The sequence below is a fragment of the Microbispora sp. CA-102843 genome (assembly GCF_050936215.1).
Classification (GTDB): domain Bacteria; phylum Actinomycetota; class Actinomycetes; order Streptosporangiales; family Streptosporangiaceae; genus Microbispora.
This window is the reverse complement of record NZ_JBNJNF010000001.1, coordinates 5,975,063-5,990,567: the sequence shown is the minus strand read 5'-3', so window position 1 is coordinate 5,990,567 and position 15,505 is coordinate 5,975,063. Positions and strand designations below refer to the sequence as shown.

Here is a 15,505-nt window from a genome sequence, read left to right as displayed (position 1 = left end):
GCCCTTCTTGACTGTCATCCAAATCATATATACGTTTCGCGCCATGGTGAAGAGAGACGTCACGTCACGCGCCGGGAGTGGGTCCCCCCATGCATGAGTTCCTCCAGACGGTGCTCGTGCCGGGCCTGGCGGACGGCGCGATCTACGGGTTGGTTGCGGTCGGCTTCGCCACGCTGTTCACGACGACCGGCGTCATCAACTTCGCCCACGGGCAGATGGTGATGCTCATGCCCATGTCGGTGCTGGTGGCGGTGGGCGCCGGCCTGCCGGTCTGGCTCGCCTACGTGGCCGCGCTCGCCGTGATGGTGGTGGTGGCGCTCACCGTCGAGTGGACCGCGGTGCGGCCGTTCGTGCAGTCGGGCCAGTCCGCCTCCTGGCTGCTGTCCACCCTCGCGGTCAGCGTGGTCCTGGCCGAACTGCTGGCCGTCCCCTACAGCGGGGAGTCCCGCAACTTCACGTACGGCGTCAGCAAGCACCGGTTCGACCTGGCCGGCCTGGCGGTGTCGCCCGCCGAGCTGACCGCGGTCGCCGCGCTGTTCGTCGTCGCCGGGTTGCTCGTCGTGTTCTACCGGCGCACCCGGATCGGGCTGGAGTTGCGCGCGATCGCCGACGATCTCGACGGCGCGGAGGCGATCGGCATCTCCCGGGCCCGCGCCTCGCAGATCGCCACGGTGCTGTCCGCGCTGGTCGCCGCGGTGACCGGGGTGCTGGTGGCCTCCACCCAGCTCGTCACCCCGTCGCTGGGGCTGTCGTACACCTTCTACGGGTTCGTGGCCACCGCGATCGGCGGCATGGGCAGCATCGGCGGCGCCGTCGTCGGCGGCTTGGTCATCGGCGTGGTCAGCCAGTTCGCCGGGGTCCACGTCGGCAGCCTCACGGTGAACCTGGCGGTGTTCCTGCTGCTGGTCGTCGTCTACGTGGTGCGCCCGCACGGCCTGTTCGGCGCGGCACCGGTGCGGGCGGTGTGATGTCGTACCGACTCTCCGCCCTGTCCCGGACCCTGCGCGCCGCGGCGGCACGCGGCCGCGACGCCACCCCCGCGCCCGTCCGGCGGGTGCTCGCCAGGCCCGCCGCGCACGGCGCGGCGCTGCTGGTCGTTGCGACGGCGCTGCTGGCCCTGTGGGGCCCGCTGTCCTACAACGGCTACGTCCTGCAACTGGTGTGCCTGTACGCGGTCGCCACGCTGGGACTCAACATCACCACCGGCTACGCCGGCGCGCTGTCCCTCGGGCAGGGCGCGTCGTTCGCCATCGGAGCCTACGTCACCGCCATCCTGGTGGTCTCGCACGGCTGGCCGATCTGGGCGGCGCTGCCGGTCGCCGCGCTGGCCGGGCTCGCCGCCGGGGCGCTGGCCGGGTTCCCGGCCGGACGGCTGGGCGCGATCGGCCTGGCCATGATGTCGCTCGGCCTGATGCTCGTCGTCAACGACATGCTCATCCAGTTCCAGTCGGTGACCGGCGGCAACAACGGCCTGGCCGGCATCGACGCCCGGTTCTGGTTCGGCGGCGAGCCGGTCTCGACCCCGTGGGTCGTGGCGATCGTGATCGTCGTCGTGGCGAGCGTCAGCTACTGGCTGCACGCCCGGTACCGGACGTCCCGCCTGGGCCGGGCCACCGTAGCGGTCCGCGACGAGCCGATCGGCGCGTCCGCGCTCGGTGTCTCCGGCTACCTCACCAAGGTCGTCGCCTTCGCCGCCGGGTCCGCGCTGGGCGCGCTCAGCGGAGGGCTGTTCTCCTACCTGTCCGCCTACATCTCGCCGGACGCCTTCTCCTCCAACCTGTCCATCCTGTTCCTGGTCATGGTGGTGCTCGGCGGCAGCGGCTCCCGGCTCGGCCCGGTCGCCGGCGCGGTGCTGCTCGTGCTGATCCCGCTGCGCCTCGACGCGTACCCGCACCTGAACAACCTGCTGTACGGCGCGCTGCTCATCGTGCTCATGCGGCTGCGGCCGCGCGGCCTGTTCAGCCGCACCGCGGCGCCCGCCCCCCAGGCGCTGCGCGACCTGGCCGCCACTCCGGAGGTGGAGGTGCCGGAGCGCGCGCCCGGCGAGCCGATCCTGAAGGTCACCGACCTGCGGCGCAGCTTCGGCGGCGTGGACGCGCTCGGCGGGGTGTCGATGGAGCTGCGGCGCGGCGAGATCGTCGGCCTCATCGGGCCGAACGGGTCGGGCAAGACGACGCTGCTCAACGTCGTGTCCGGGCACTACCCGCCGACCGCCGGCCGGATCACCCTGCACGGGACGGACCTCGGCGGCCTGGGCGCCGCCGCCGTCGCCAAGCGCGGCGTGTCCCGCACCTTCCAGACCCCCAAGACGTTCCCCGGCATGAGCATCGAGGAGCACCTCGCGCTCCCGGCCGTCCACGGGGAACGTGACGAGGCGATGCGGGACGCCTGCCGGCGCGGCGCGCTCACCCTGCTGGAGCTCGGCGGCCTCGACCCGCACGACCCGGCCGCCGGCACCCGGGAGAGCCGGGTGATGAGCCACGGCCAGCTCCGCTTCCTTGAGGCCGCCATGGCCCTCGGCACCTGTCCGGAGGTCCTCCTCCTGGACGAACCCGCGGCCGGGCTGTCGGCCGCGGAGATCGAAGGATTCGAGCGCGTCGTCAGTGACGTCGCCGCAGCGGGAGTGGCCGTCGTGATCGTCGAACACCACCTGGACATGATCAGCCGCCTGGTCGACCGGGTCGTCGTCCTCGACCTCGGCAAAGTGCTGTGGGAGGGCGAGCCCGGGGACCTGCACAGCGTGGACAGCGTCCGCGCCGCGTACATGGGGGTCGCGTGAACGGCGGCCGGCTCAAGGTGGACGCGCTGCGCGTCCGGTACGGCGGCGTCACCGCCGTCGAGGACCTGTCCCTCACCGTCGAGCCCGGCGCCTGCCTGGCCCTGCTGGGCGCCAACGGCGCCGGGAAGACCTCCACGCTGCGCGGCATCGGCGGGCTGGAGTCGGCCGGCGGCGGGATCTGGCTGGACGACCTGCGCCTCGACAACCTCCCGGCGAGCAGGCGGGCCCGGGCCGGGCTCGGCCACGTGCTGGAGGGCCGGCACGTGTTCAAGAGCCTGTCGGTGGCCGAGAACCTCCGGGTCGCCGCGGCCCGCGCGGCCCGCAAGCCCGAACTCGACCCGCTCGACCTGCTGCCCGAGCTGCGCCCGATGCTGCAGCGCCTCGCGGGCGGCCTGTCCGGCGGCCAGCAGCAGATGCTCGCCATCGCCCGCGCGGTGGCCGGCGCACCCCGCGTGATCATGCTGGACGAGCCCACGAACGGCCTGTCGCCCAAGCTGGTCGGCCGGACCATCGAGATCCTCGCCGACCTGCGCGACGCCGGGTTCGCCGTCCTGCTGGTCGAACAGCGGGTCGAGGTCGCCCAGAAGCTGGAGGCGGACGTCGTGGTGCTGCGGCACGGGCACGTCGCGCACCGGGTGCGCGGCACCGACCCGGAACTGCCCGACCTGCTGCAGGCCGCCTACCTCTCCTGACCCACCCCCACCCCCAGGAAACGCCCAGGAAACCCCCAGGAAGGACGACCCCCCATGAGGACACGTGCCACAGTGGGCACAGCCATGGTGTGCGCGGCGCTGCTCGCGCTCGCCGCGTGTGGCGACGGCGGATCCTCCGGCGGCCAGGCCGAAGGCTCCACCATCAAGATCGGTTTCGTCGGGGCGCTCACCGGCCCGCTCTCCCCGAGCGGTCAGAACTCGCTCGCCGGGCTCAAGGCCGGCGCCGAGTACGTGCAGCAGCACAACCCCGGCACGAAGATCGTGATCGAGCAGCGGGACACCAAGGGCGAGCCGACCGCGGCCGTCGCCGCCACCCGGGCCCTCGCCCAGGACGGCGTGTCCGCGCTGTACTTCACCACCGAGGCGTTCCCGCCCGTGCAGGACGTGCTCAACCAGGTGAAGGTGCCCGGCGACACCGCCGGCGGCATCGGCTCGATCGCGGCCGACGTCGGCGACTCCAAGCGGTACAAGTACGCGTTCAGCACCGGCGCCGGCACCTCCGGCGAGACCTCGATCACGCCGCTGCTGGCGTACGCGGCGTCGGCCGGCAAGACGGTCGCCATGCTCGACGACTCCTCGGCCTTCGGCACCTCGCAGACCAAGGACACGCTCGCCATCGCGCAGAGCCAGTTCCCGGACGTGAAGATCGTGCACGAGAGCTTCCCGAACACCGCCTCGGACGTGACCGCGCAGCTCACCAAGCTCAAGGACTCGGGCGCGGAGTCGCTCATCGTCTGGTCGTACGGCGCACCGCTGGTCGCCACCATGTCCAGCCTGAACAAGATCGGCTGGAACCCGCAGATGTCCGCGGTGCTCGGCATCGGCGACCCGGCGACCACCGAGCTCATCCCGGAGGGGATGAAGAAGACCCTCGCCGCCGGGCCCATCGCCAAGACGTTCCTGTCGTCCTCGACCGGCGACGCGTCGATCACGGCGGACTTCGTCAAGCTCTACCTCAAGGCCAAGGGCAAGACCGAGTTCAACGCCCTCGACTCGGTGGGCGCGGTCTCCTTCGACTGGGCGCTGCTGGTGACCCAGGCGTCGCAGCAGGCCAAGTCCACCGAGGCCGACGCGATCAAGAAGGCGCTCGTCTCCGGGGGAACCTTCCAAGGCGCCAACGGCACGTACACGTTCGGTCCTGACAAGCGCATCGGAATCGATGCCGACCAGCTCGGCGTCTTCGTACCCGCTCAGCCGTGCCCGGACGGCAAGTGTGTCGAAGCCGCCGTGAGTGCGGGGGAGTAATGCCCGAGGAGACCTCAGTGGATCTCCGGCTGGGAACGCGGGCGGACGCGTTGCGCGTCCGCCTGCGGGCCCTGCTGGCGGAGCTCCTCCCCGACGACTGGACGACGTCGTTCTCGCCGGACCCGGCGGTCCAGTCGGTGGTGACCAGGGTCGTCGAGCGTCTCGCCGAGGAGCAGCTCCTCACGCTCAGCTGGCCCGAGGAGTACGGGGGCGCCGGCACCGACATCTGGCAGCAGGCCGTCCTGCGGGAGGAGATGTGGGCGCACTTCGAGCCCCGCGGACCGCAGTACATGGGCCTGAACTGGGTCGGGCCGGTGATCATGGAGGTCGGCACGCCGGAGCAGAAGGCCGTCCACCTGCCCGCCATCTCCTCCGGCACGGCCGTGTGGTGCCAGGGGTTCAGCGAACCCGGCGCGGGCTCCGACCTCGCCTCGCTGCAACTGAACGCCGAGCTCCATGACGGCGAGTGGGTGCTGAACGGCCAGAAGATCTGGACCTCGTACGCGGGACTGGCGCAGTGGTGCTTCCTCGCCGCCCGCAGCGGCAGGGGGGCGGCCAAGCACGACGGCATCACCGTCTTCCTGGTGCCGATGGACTCACCCGGCATCCGGGTCGTCCCGATCGACTCGATCATGGGGGAGCAGCACCTCAACGAGGTGTTCTTCGACGACGTCCGGGTCGGCCCCGGCGCGGTGCTCGGCGAGGTCGGCCGCGGCTGGGACGTCATCCGGCGGGTGATGAAGCACGAGCGGATCGGCATCTCCCGGTACGCCCGGGACGAGCGGGTGCTCGCCGCGCTGGCGGGTCACCCGTCCCTGGCCGAACCGGCCGCGCTGCACGAGTACGCCCGCGCACTGGTGCACGCCCGGGTGGCCCGGCTGCTCAACTACCGCGCCGTCGCGCTGAACGACGCCGGCCGGCTCACCGACCGGGAGGCCTCCACCGCGCGGCTGGCCTCCATCCAACTCGACCAGGAGGTGGCTCAGCTGGCTCTCGACGTCTCCGGCGCCGACGCCCTCGTTCCCGACCCGTCGGCTGGCCTGCTCGGCCACGTCGAGGACGTGTTCCGGTACGCCCGTTCGGCGACCATCGCGTCCGGCACCATCGAGGTGCAGCGCATGCTCGTCGCCCGGTCGTCGATCGAGGGGGACCGGCGTGCGTCGTGACTGGCCACAGGCGGCCGTCGCCTACCAGGAGAGCGTGACCAGGGCCCTCGACGCGCTGGGCGGGGTGGACCTCGCGCGCGCCGCCGAGGCGGACCGGACCCGGCGGGAGGCGCTCGTCGCGCCCGCCCTGGACCGGCTCGACCTGCGCGGCCTCGACCCGTGGGGCGAGGAGGACGAGTCGGCCGCCGTCATGCTGGCGGCCCGGGCGGCGGGCGCCGTCGTGCTGCCCTGGCCGCTGGCGCACGAGCTGGCCGTACCCGCGGACCTGCGCGGTGACGTCGGCGGCGTCCACCTGACCTCGGGGGACACCGAACGGCTGGACCACGCGGACCTGCTGCGCGACGCGGTCGCCGTCGACCTGGACCGGGGTGTCGCCCGCCGGGTGACGGCCGGTGCGCCGCGCCCGGCGCCGCTGGACCCGTTCGCGTCCGACGTCGTCCTCGGCGCCGAGGTGCCAGGCGTGGACGCGGCGCGGGTCACGGCGATGCGCATGCTGCTCGACGCCTTCTGGGTCGCCGGCGCGCTCGCCGCCGCCGTCGAGCTGGCGGTGACGCACGCCCGGGACCGGCAGCAGTTCGGCAAGCCGATCGGCAAGTTCGGCGAGATCCGGTGGCGCGTCGCGGACATCTCCCTCGCGCTCGACGGGCTGGAGGAGCTGGCGCTGCACGCGTGGTGGCTCGTCCGCCGGGGCGAGGCGCGGTCCGCCGACCTGCTGGCGCTGCGGGTGCAGATGATCGAGGGGGCGAACACGGTGCTGGCCAACGGGCACCAGGTGCTGGGCGCCATGGGCCTGTGCGAGGAGCACGACCTCACCGTGATCGACCGCCACCTGCAGAGCGTGCTGCACCGGCCGGCCGGGCGGATCAGGTCGACCGACCTGCTGGCGCGGGCCGTCGCCGCTGAGGGGTTCGACGGCATCTACCCGGTGGCCGCGTGGCGGTAGCCCGCAAAGGGAAAGGCCGGCCAGGTCCAGGACCTGGCCGGCTTTCGCGTACCGGTTCGTGGTCTCCGGTCAGTCCCGGGGATCCATGCGCGGGTTGCCGTACTCGTCCAGCACCTGGACCGGCGGGGCGTCGTCCGAGGCGACGTACAGCTGCGACACCTCCAGGTGCGCCCGCATGAGCTTGCCGGCCAGCGCCGCGTCCCCCGCCTCGATGGCCTTCTCGATGGCGCCGTGCGCCCGCAGCACCGCGTGCCGCCGGTCCACCGCCGGGTAGCTCGCCTCGTCGGACGCCCGGCGGGCCCACCCCCGCTCCTGCACGCTCCAGACGCTCTCCAGCATCCCGACGACCACCCGGAGCGTCTCGTTGCCGGCCGCGTCCACCAGCCCCTCGTGGAACCTGACCGACGCCCCGGTGAACGCCGGCCCGTCCTCCACGACCTGCGCGGCCTCGTCGTTGAGCTGCCGGAGCCGTTCGGCGACGGCCGCGTGGTCGTCCCGGCGGGCCGCGTGCTCCGCGCACAGCGGCTCCAGCAGGTTGCGGGCCGCCGCCAGGTCCCGCATGGAGGTGGTGCGCGCGTGCAGCAGCAGCCCCATGTGGTAGGCGGCGGACCCGGGGGTCGGGGCCTTGATGACGGTGCCGCCGCGCTTGCCGCGGCGGACGACCACCAGCCCCTCCGTCTCGAGGATGCGGAACGCCTCGCGGAGGCTCGGCCGGCTGACCGGGTACTCCTGGAGCAGCACCGGCTCCGTGGGCAGTTCCGCCCCGTCGGCGAGATCACCTTCCAGGATGCGCAGCCTGAGCTGCGCCGCCAGGGCCTCGGCCACCCGGGGTGTCCGCAACGGCATGCGGCGGGGGCGTGGTGGGATCTCGGACTCGGTCATCAGAGTGTTTCACCGCCGTCGATGAAGATGGTCTGACCGGTGATGAACGAAGCGAGGTCCCCCGACAGGTGGACGGCCAGCGCCCCCAGCTCCCTGGGGTCGCCGGTGCGCCGCATCGGGATGCGCTCCTTCAGCCAGGCCTGACCTTCGGGACTGTCGTGAAGAGCCTGCGTCATGCTGGTGCGGAAGTGCCCCGGAGCGATGGTGTTGACGGTGACGCCGAACGCCGCCCACTCCTTGGCGAGCGCCCGGGTGAGCTGGGCGATGGCGCCCTTGGCGACCTGGTAGCTCACCGTCAGGTTGGCCGAACGGGCGACGCTGCTCGACGCGATGTTGATCACCCGGCCGCGCCCCCGCTCCAGCATCCCCGGTACGAATGATCTCACGAGGTGGAGCGACCCGCGGACGTGCGTGTCCAGCACCGAGTCCCACTCCTCGTCGGTCATGGCGACGCCGGCCGGCCCCGAGCCGGGCTGCCCCACCTTCTCCCCGGACGCCTCGTCCACGGGCAGCGGGACGACCGGCCGCTTGACCAGGTTGCCGGCGTTGTTCACCAGGATGTCGACGCCACCCACCTCGGCCAGCACCGCGTCGCGCAGCCGGTCCAGGTCGGCGGAGCTGCGGATGTCGGCGGGGAAGGCGTACGCCTGGCCGCCCGCGGCCTTGATCTCCGCCGCGAGGCTCTCCAGCTCCTCGGCGTTGCGGGAGACGCCGCACACCACGGCGCCCGCCCCGGCCAGCGCGGTGGAGATCGCCCGGCCCAGTCCGCGCCCGGCCCCGGACACGACGGCTGTCCTGCCCAGCAGGGGGTGGGTGTCTGTCATTGCGTGCCTTTCGGTAGTCCGAGCGTACGCTCCGCGATGATGTTGCGTTGGATCTCCGACGTGCCGCCGTAGATGGTGGCGGCCAGCGATTCGAGGCGCTCGTCGAAGAGGGCGGGGTCGTCGAACGCCCGCGCCCCTGCGGTCTCCAGCGACAGCAGGGCCGCGCGCTGCACCGACTCCGAGCCGAGCAGCTTGAGGATCGACGACGCGGGGGACGGCAGGCCCGCCCACAGCTGGGCGGCGGTCCGCAGCCCGGTCAGCCGCACCCCCTCCGCGTCCGCCAGCGACCGGCCCAGCCGGACGAGCTGGTGCTCCGACAGTTCCGGCGCCGTCAGCGTGGGTTCCAGCGCCCGGGTGGTCTCCAGCCAGGTGTTGATCCAGATCATGTCCCGCTCGTGTTCGAGGCTGGACATGGCCACGCCCCAGCCGCCGTGCAGCGGGCCGAGCAGCGCCTCCTCGGGCACCTTCACGTCGTCGAGGAAGACCTCGCAGAAGGACTCGACCGCCGGCCCGGCGGTGCGGATCGGCCGGATCTCCACCCCGGGGCTGCGCAGGTCGAGGACCAGGCAGGAGATGCCGCGGTGCGGCCTGGCCTCCGGGTCGGTGCGGACGTACAGCGCGCACCACCGGGCCTCGTCGGCCTGTGTCGTCCACACCTTCTGGCCGTTGACGGTGAACACCCCGTCGGCGAGCGTCGCCGTCGTGCGCAGCGCGGCGAGGTCGGACCCGGCGCCGGGCTCCGACATGCCGAGCGCCCACCACTCGTCCCCGCGCGCGGCCGGCCGGAGCAGCCGCTCCCGCTGGGCGGCGGTGCCGAACGCCCGGATGGCCGGCGCCGCGACCCCGGCGCCCTGGATGTTCATCAGCCGCGGCACCCGGCGGCCCGCGCCGGCGAGCTTGACGGCCAGCGCGTCGGGGACGCTCAGGTGGCGCCCGCCCTCGCCCGGGCCCCACTCGGGGATCAGCCAGCCCGCGTCGAACGCGGCGGCCTGGTATTCGGTGCGGAGCTTCACGTCGCGGCGGTAGCGCCGGTAGTTCTCGGCGTAGTCGGCGGGCAGGAAGCCGTCGAGGAACGCCTCGAACTCGGAGGTCACATCCGTCATCGGGAGATCCGCCTTTCGATCCGCGCCGCCGCCAGGTACAGGTCGTCCGGCTCCCCGAGCAGGCAGGCCGTCTGGTGGGCGCGCCGCAGGAACAGGTGGCAGTCCGCCTCGAAGGTGACCCCCATGGCACCCATCAGCTGGGTGAACAGCGACGCGCCCCGGACGGCCGTCTCGGCCGCGACCGCGTTGGCCAGCAGGCAGTCCCGGGTTGCCGCGTCGCCGGGCGGGCCCCCGGTCAGGCTCAGGGCCGCGCCGTAGGCGAGGCTGCGGGCCCGCTCGACCGCCGTGTAGGCGTCCGCGAGCTGGTGCTTCACCGCCTGGAAGGTGCCGATGGCCCGGCCGAACTGCCTGCGCTGGAGCACGTGCCCGACGGCCGCTTCCAGGGCACCCGCGGCGGTCCCCACCAGGTCGGCGGCGACACAGGCGCGGGCTCCCGCCAGCACCCGGTCCAGGTCGCCGAGCGGCAGTTCCCGGCACTCGGCGCAGGCCACGCCTGCCTCGCCCCCGAGCCGGAACGCCGGGAGCGGCCGGGAGGGGTCGATCAGGGTCGCCTGCCCCACCGGCTCGACCCCCTCGGCCTCCGGATCGACCACGACGACCCACGCCCGGTCCGGGCCTTTCACGATCAGGGTGAACGCGGCGGCACCGGGGCCGCCCAGGACGTGCGCCCGCTCGACTCGGCACCGGCCGTTCCCGTCGACGACCCCCTCGGCGATCCCGAAGCCCGCGGGCGCCCGCCGGAAGTCCTCGCGGTGCACCCCGACCGCGACCTGCGTCCGGAACGCGAGCGCCGACGCCAGCAGGGGAGCGGTCAGCAGTGCGCGCCCGGCTTCTTCGAGCATGACCACCAGGTCGATCACCCGGCCGATCCCGCCGAGGTCCTCGGGTATCCCGATGTCGGCGTAGCCGCCGTCCGCGACCGTCTCCCACCCGCCCGGCACACCGCCGTCGAGGGTGGCACGCATGACCGCCGGGCCGTGCAGCGATCGGAACTGGGCGCGGGCGGTGTCGGCGAGGGCGAGGGTGTCCTCGTCTGGGGCGAGAAGCTGCCAGTCCGTCATCTTTGTCCGGGTTCTCCTCATTGGAGTGCGATCGCCATCACGGCAGATGATACCGGATTTTCGCCTTTGCCTATATATGATTTAGATGTTAACTCCCAGCTGTGGGCGTGCTCGGGGAACGGCCCGGTTCTGCCGGGTCCCCTGTCGCCGCACTGGCGGCCGAGTTGCCGGCCTGGCTCCCCGCGGACGAGCCGGCCGTCGCCGTGCTCGGGGAGATACCGGCGTCCGCGGCCTGTGTGCTGGCCCGGGCGAGCGCCAGCCTCACCCTCGCCCACTTCCCCGGGGCCGACCCGGACGTGGACCGGGGACCTGACCCGCCAGCCGGCTTCCGGTTTCTACGGCGTCAGGTTCACCGCTGCCGTCGCGCCCGCCTTCAGGCTGGGCGACCACCTGCCGGAGGCCGCGCTGCGACCTCTCGCCGAGGCGCGCGACCGTGCTTCCGAGATCTCCGCGGACGTCCTCGCGCTGCCCCGGGACCGGTCCGTGCTCGGTTTCGCCTCGCCGGATCGGGCTCGCCTCTACTACTGGTCCTGGTTCTTCTCCGCCTGACGCTGCTGCTTGAGGTAGGCGCGGCGCTGCTCCTCGGCCCGCTCCCGGCAGCGGCGGAGGAACTCCTCGTCGTCGTCGGGGTTGGAGGGGGCGAACCGGCCCGGCCGGTCGTACTCGGGGAAGCGCCCGGTGTTGCCCTTGTACGGCAGCCCGCCCGGCCGCGTCACGCTCTGCGGCCGGCCCGCGACCAGCCACAGGACCGACCCGACCTCGGGGAGGAACAGGACGATCATGATCCACAGCCCCTTGGGCAGGTTGCGGCAGTCCTCCTCCGCCGTGACGATCACGTCCATCAGGCAGAAGATCCATAAGGCGAGCAGAACCAGACCGAACCCGCCGTAGATGAGGGGCATCCCGAATCCTCCCAGTTGCAGACGCGCAGAGCGTAGTGGGTTCGATCTTGGTCTGACGGGACTTTCGTGGTAGGTGATCTTTCCCGATGCGGCGCCGGCCGCCGGCTCCGACGGCATCGGCGAATTGCTCTGGGCACCCTTGTAATGAACGAACTAGTGAGTTAACTTCAACGTCACAAGTCGGCCTGGAACGGACACCCCGTACCAGTGAGGGCTTGGCGGCCTGTTATCCCTCAGTGGGTAACTTTGCTTGCTATGGGTGAGCCCCTGGCCCGACACGGCACCCCCGTTCTCAGCGGTCACCCCACCCCTTCGCGCGCGACCCGACTCGCCGCCCGATGTCACAGAGGAGACCCGCCGTGTCGGCTGTTCCCGTGGACCGTCCCCATGCCGCACGGGGCAAGCCCCGTAAGGCCGCGCTCGCCGCGTGGATCGGCAGCGCCCTGGAGTACTACGACTTCTTCATCTACGGCACCGCCGCAGCGCTGGTCTTCAGCAAGATCTTCTTTCCGGAGTCGGCCCCGGCGACCGGAACGCTGCTGGCGCTGGCGACCTTCGGCGTCGGCTATCTGGCCCGCCCTGTAGGCGCTTTCGTGCTCGGGCACATCGGCGACAAGTTCGGCCGCAAGCGGGTGCTGGTCGCCACGCTGGTCCTGATGGGCCTGTCCACCTTCCTGGTCGGCTGCCTGCCGACGTACGCCGACATCGGCGTGCTCGCCCCGGTGCTGCTGGTTGTGCTGCGGCTGCTGCAGGGCTTCTCGGTGGCGGGGGAGCAGGCCGGAGCCAACTCCATGACCCTGGAGCACGCCCCGCCCGGACGCCGCGCCTATTACACGAGCTTCACGCTCAACGGCACCCAGGCCGGGCAGATCCTGGCCACGGCCGTCTTCCTCCCGATCGCCGTGCTCCCCGAGGACCAGCTTCTGACCTGGGCCTGGCGAGTGCCGTTCTGGCTCAGCATCGTGGTCGCCGCGGTCGGCCTGCTGATCCGCCGGACCCTTGAGGAGACTCCCGCCTTCGAGCAGGAGGTGGCCGAGGGCGCGGTCGCCAAGATGCCGCTGGCCGTGCTGTTCCGCGACCACTGGAAGGACGTGCTGCGGGTGGTGGTGGCCGCCGTCATCGCGTCCGTCAGCACGATCTTCACGGTTCACGCGCTGTCCTACGCGGTGAACACGATGAAGCTCGATCGCACGCCCATGCTCTGGGTCGGGGTCCTGGCCAACGTGGCCGCCCTGATCGCCATCCCGCTGTGGGGAAGGCTCTCCGACCGGGTGGGCCGTAAGCCCGTGTTCGCCGGCGGTTCGCTGGGGTGCGCGGTGCTGATGTTCGGCTACCTGTGGTCGATCTCGGCGGGCGACTACCTGCTGATCTTCGTGATCGGCATCCTCATGTTCGGCGTCGTGCACAGCGCGACCAGCGGCGTGTGGCCGGCTTTCTACGGCGAGATGTTCAGCACGCGCGTGCGGCTGTCGGGGATGGCCGTCGGCACCCAGATCGGCTTCGCGATCGCCGGGTTCGCGCCCACGATCGCCACCGCCGTCGCGGGCACCGGCCCGGACAGCTGGCTCGGGGTCGCGGCCTTCACCGCACTGCTGTGCCTGGTCAACGTGGCGGCGGTGGCGACGGCGCGCGAGACCTATCGGGTGCCCACCGACCAGCTCGGCCTCAGGGCCACGACGCGGGTCAAGGTGCCGGCATGAGCGTGTTCCGCGTCTACGCCATCCGGTACGCCGAGCGCGAGGGCCGCCGCGGCCAGCACTTCCACGGATACGACGACCGCTGGGACGAACCGCATCCCACGGCCTACTACGTGTGGCTCGCGGTCTCCGAGAGCCATACCGTGCTGATCGACAGCGGCATCCGTCCCGAGCGCGCCGCCGGAATCGCGGGGATGACCTATCTGGCCTCGCCCGCGCAGACGCTGGCCGAGATGGGCGTCGACCCGGCATCGGTGGATCACGTGGTCCTCACGCACCTGCACTACGACCACACCGGGACCGCCCGCGACTTCGACCGTGCTCGATACGTCCTGCAGCGGTCGGAGCTCGACTACTGGACGGGGCCATGGGCCGAGCGCATCACCCGCGAGCAGTGGCTGCTCGACCGGAACGACGTCGACCACCTGCTGGAGGCGGGCGAGGACGGCCGGCTGCTCCTCGTCGACGGCGACGTGGAGCTTCTTCCGGGGTTGAGCGTCCACCTGGTGGGCGGGCACACCGCCGGCATGCAGGTGGTCCGGATCGCCACCGCGCGCGGCGACGTGGTCGTGGCCTCCGACGCGAGCCACTACTACGAGAACATCCGCGAGGACCGGCCCTTCGCGATCCTGCACAGCATGACCGGCATGTACGCGGCCTTCGACCGCATCAACAAGCTGGCCGGAGGGCCGGAGTTGATCCTCCCCGGTCATGACCCCGAGGTGCTGGCCGTGCACCCGTCTTTCTCGGAGGCCCTGACGGGACGGGTCGCGGTCATCGCCTGACCCTTCCGCCGGCGCCGGCCGGCGTGGCTTCCCACGCCGGCCGAGCTGGTCTATAAAAGTAACGTACTAGTTCGTACATAATGGAGCGCCGATGCCGCCCGACCCCCGCGTACTCGTCCTCAACGGGCCCAACCTCAACCTGCTCGGCCGCCGCGAGCCCGCTGTGTACGGGACCACGACCCTGGCGGACATAGAGGCACTGTCCCTCGCCGCCGCCCGCGAGCACGGCCTGGCCCTCGACTTCCGGCAGAGCAACCATGAGGGCGTGCTCATCGACGCCGTTCAGGAGGCCGGGCGCGAGATGGACGCGATTGTGATCAACGCCGGGGGCTACACGCACACGTCCGTCGCGCTGCGGGACGCGCTGGCCGCCGTAGGACTGCCCGTGGTCGAGGTCCACCTGACCAACATCCACCGGCGGGAGCCGTACCGCCGTCACTCGTACGTGTCGGAGGTCGCCGACGCGCTGATCTGCGGCGCGGGGCCGCACGGCTACGCACTGGCCCTCGCCCACGCGGCCATGCTCCTGAAGAAGGAAGGACGATGACGTCATATCTGGTGGGGCTCATCGGGGCGGGGATCGGACCCTCGCTCAGCCCGCCCCTGCACGAGCGCGAGGCCGGCTTCCACGGCCTGCGCTTCATCTACCGGCTGATCGACATCGCCGAACTGGGGCTGCCCGCGGAGGCCGCCGGCGATTTGATGACGACGGCCCGCCGTTTCGGCTTCACCGGGCTCAACATCACCCATCCCTGCAAGCAGACGGTCATCGAGCATCTGGACGAGCTGTCGCCCGACGCCGAGAAGCTCGGTGCGGTGAACACCGTGGTGTTCGACGGCGACCGCGCCATCGGGCACAACACCGACTGGACCGGGTTCGCCGAGTCGTTCGCCCGCGGCCTGCCTGACGCGGCGACCCGCCGGGTCGTACAGCTCGGCGCGGGCGGGGCGGGCTCGGCGGTGGCGCACGCGCTGCTGACCCTGGGGGCCGACCGGGTGACGCTGGTGGACGTCCAGCAGGACCGGGCCGTCGAACTGGCCGTCAAGCTGGCCCGGCGCTTCGGGACGGGCCGCGCCGTCGCCGCCACGGCAGACCGGCTGCCGGCGCTGCTCGCGGGTGCCGACGGGCTGGTCAACGTCACTCCCACCGGGATGGCCGCGCATCCGGGCCTGCCGCTGCCCGCCGAACTGCTCACGCCCGACCTGTGGGTGGCCGACGTGGTGTACCGGCCGCTGGAGACTGCGCTGCTGCGGCAGGCCCGGGAGGTCGGCTGCCGCACGCTCCACGGCGGCGGCATGGTCGTCTTCCAGGCCGCCCATGCGTTCCGCCTGTTCACCGGCCGCGAGCCGGACGCGGAACGGATGCTCGCACACATGACCGACCTCGTCGCCGCCTGAGGAGCCG

Annotated in this window: 15 protein-coding genes; 10 read left to right on the top strand and 5 right to left on the bottom strand. The window is 72.1% G+C overall.

What is annotated here, in order from left to right; all coding sequences use genetic code 11:
* Positions 1 to 89 precede the first annotated feature (89 nt).
* From ACQEVJ_RS27740 to ACQEVJ_RS27715, 6 genes are read left to right on the top strand one after another with little or no spacing between them, the layout of a single operon-like run.
* The gene (locus ACQEVJ_RS27740; protein ID WP_433105974.1) at positions 90 to 968 is read left to right on the top strand and encodes a branched-chain amino acid ABC transporter permease; all 879 of its coding nucleotides are present in this window, start codon (positions 90 to 92) and stop codon (positions 966 to 968) included.
* Positions 968 to 2,779, top strand: coding sequence for a branched-chain amino acid ABC transporter ATP-binding protein/permease (locus ACQEVJ_RS27735; protein WP_433105972.1), 1,812 nt, complete (start codon positions 968 to 970; stop codon positions 2,777 to 2,779). Before ACQEVJ_RS27740 ends, ACQEVJ_RS27735 begins: the two co-directional genes overlap by 1 nt.
* On the top strand, positions 2,776 to 3,471 hold the full coding sequence (locus tag ACQEVJ_RS27730) for an ABC transporter ATP-binding protein (RefSeq protein ID WP_433105970.1): 696 nt from the start codon (positions 2,776 to 2,778) through the stop codon (positions 3,469 to 3,471). The genes ACQEVJ_RS27735 and ACQEVJ_RS27730 overlap by 4 nt, the downstream gene beginning before the upstream one ends.
* A gap of 54 nt (positions 3,472 to 3,525) precedes the next feature.
* The gene (locus tag ACQEVJ_RS27725) at positions 3,526 to 4,737 is read left to right on the top strand and encodes an ABC transporter substrate-binding protein (RefSeq protein WP_433105968.1); all 1,212 of its coding nucleotides are present in this window, start codon (positions 3,526 to 3,528) and stop codon (positions 4,735 to 4,737) included.
* 17 nt (positions 4,738 to 4,754) lie between these two features.
* Positions 4,755 to 5,903: an acyl-CoA dehydrogenase family protein gene (locus ACQEVJ_RS27720; RefSeq protein WP_433105966.1), complete on the top strand. Its 1,149-nt coding sequence runs from the start codon at positions 4,755 to 4,757 to the stop codon at positions 5,901 to 5,903.
* Positions 5,893 to 6,846, top strand: a complete 954-nt coding sequence (locus tag ACQEVJ_RS27715; RefSeq protein WP_433105964.1) for an acyl-CoA dehydrogenase family protein — start codon at positions 5,893 to 5,895, stop codon at positions 6,844 to 6,846. Before ACQEVJ_RS27720 ends, ACQEVJ_RS27715 begins: the two co-directional genes overlap by 11 nt.
* Positions 6,847 to 6,915: 69 nt before the next feature.
* Here ACQEVJ_RS27715 and ACQEVJ_RS27710 read toward each other — a convergent pair whose 3' ends face one another.
* The 5 genes from ACQEVJ_RS27710 to ACQEVJ_RS27690 form a co-directional block, all read right to left on the bottom strand.
* Positions 6,916 to 7,728 carry a FadR/GntR family transcriptional regulator gene (locus ACQEVJ_RS27710; protein ID WP_433105962.1) on the bottom strand — a complete coding sequence of 271 codons (813 nt, stop codon included), beginning with the start codon at positions 7,726 to 7,728 and terminating at the stop codon, positions 6,916 to 6,918.
* Positions 7,728 to 8,552, bottom strand: coding sequence for an SDR family NAD(P)-dependent oxidoreductase (locus tag ACQEVJ_RS27705; protein ID WP_061252781.1), 825 nt, complete (start codon positions 8,550 to 8,552; stop codon positions 7,728 to 7,730). The genes ACQEVJ_RS27710 and ACQEVJ_RS27705 overlap by 1 nt, the downstream gene beginning before the upstream one ends.
* A complete protein-coding gene (locus ACQEVJ_RS27700) occupies positions 8,549 to 9,655 on the bottom strand; it encodes an acyl-CoA dehydrogenase family protein (RefSeq protein ID WP_433105960.1) in 1,107 nt (368 codons plus the stop codon). Before ACQEVJ_RS27700 ends, ACQEVJ_RS27705 begins: the two co-directional genes overlap by 4 nt.
* The gene (locus ACQEVJ_RS27695; protein WP_433105958.1) at positions 9,652 to 10,716 is read right to left on the bottom strand and encodes an acyl-CoA dehydrogenase family protein; all 1,065 of its coding nucleotides are present in this window, start codon (positions 10,714 to 10,716) and stop codon (positions 9,652 to 9,654) included. Before ACQEVJ_RS27695 ends, ACQEVJ_RS27700 begins: the two co-directional genes overlap by 4 nt.
* A gap of 521 nt (positions 10,717 to 11,237) precedes the next feature.
* Positions 11,238 to 11,618: a PLDc N-terminal domain-containing protein gene (locus ACQEVJ_RS27690; protein WP_433105956.1), complete on the bottom strand. Its 381-nt coding sequence runs from the start codon at positions 11,616 to 11,618 to the stop codon at positions 11,238 to 11,240.
* Positions 11,619 to 11,977: 359 nt separating this feature from the next.
* Here ACQEVJ_RS27690 and ACQEVJ_RS27685 point away from each other — a divergent pair, with 359 nt between their 5' ends.
* The 4 genes from ACQEVJ_RS27685 to ACQEVJ_RS27670 all read left to right on the top strand — a co-directional run bounded on the left by ACQEVJ_RS27685 (position 11,978) and on the right by ACQEVJ_RS27670 (position 15,498).
* Positions 11,978 to 13,318, top strand: a complete 1,341-nt coding sequence (locus tag ACQEVJ_RS27685) for an MFS transporter (RefSeq protein WP_433105954.1) — start codon at positions 11,978 to 11,980, stop codon at positions 13,316 to 13,318.
* Positions 13,315 to 14,100, top strand: a complete 786-nt coding sequence (locus tag ACQEVJ_RS27680; RefSeq protein ID WP_433105952.1) for an N-acyl homoserine lactonase family protein — start codon at positions 13,315 to 13,317, stop codon at positions 14,098 to 14,100. Before ACQEVJ_RS27685 ends, ACQEVJ_RS27680 begins: the two co-directional genes overlap by 4 nt.
* Before the next feature lie 91 nt (positions 14,101 to 14,191).
* On the top strand, positions 14,192 to 14,647 hold the full coding sequence (aroQ, locus tag ACQEVJ_RS27675; protein WP_433105950.1) for a type II 3-dehydroquinate dehydratase: 456 nt from the start codon (positions 14,192 to 14,194) through the stop codon (positions 14,645 to 14,647).
* Positions 14,644 to 15,498, top strand: a complete 855-nt coding sequence (locus tag ACQEVJ_RS27670) for a shikimate dehydrogenase (protein WP_433105948.1) — start codon at positions 14,644 to 14,646, stop codon at positions 15,496 to 15,498. The genes aroQ and ACQEVJ_RS27670 overlap by 4 nt, the downstream gene beginning before the upstream one ends.
* The last annotated feature ends 7 nt before the right edge of the window (positions 15,499 to 15,505 follow it).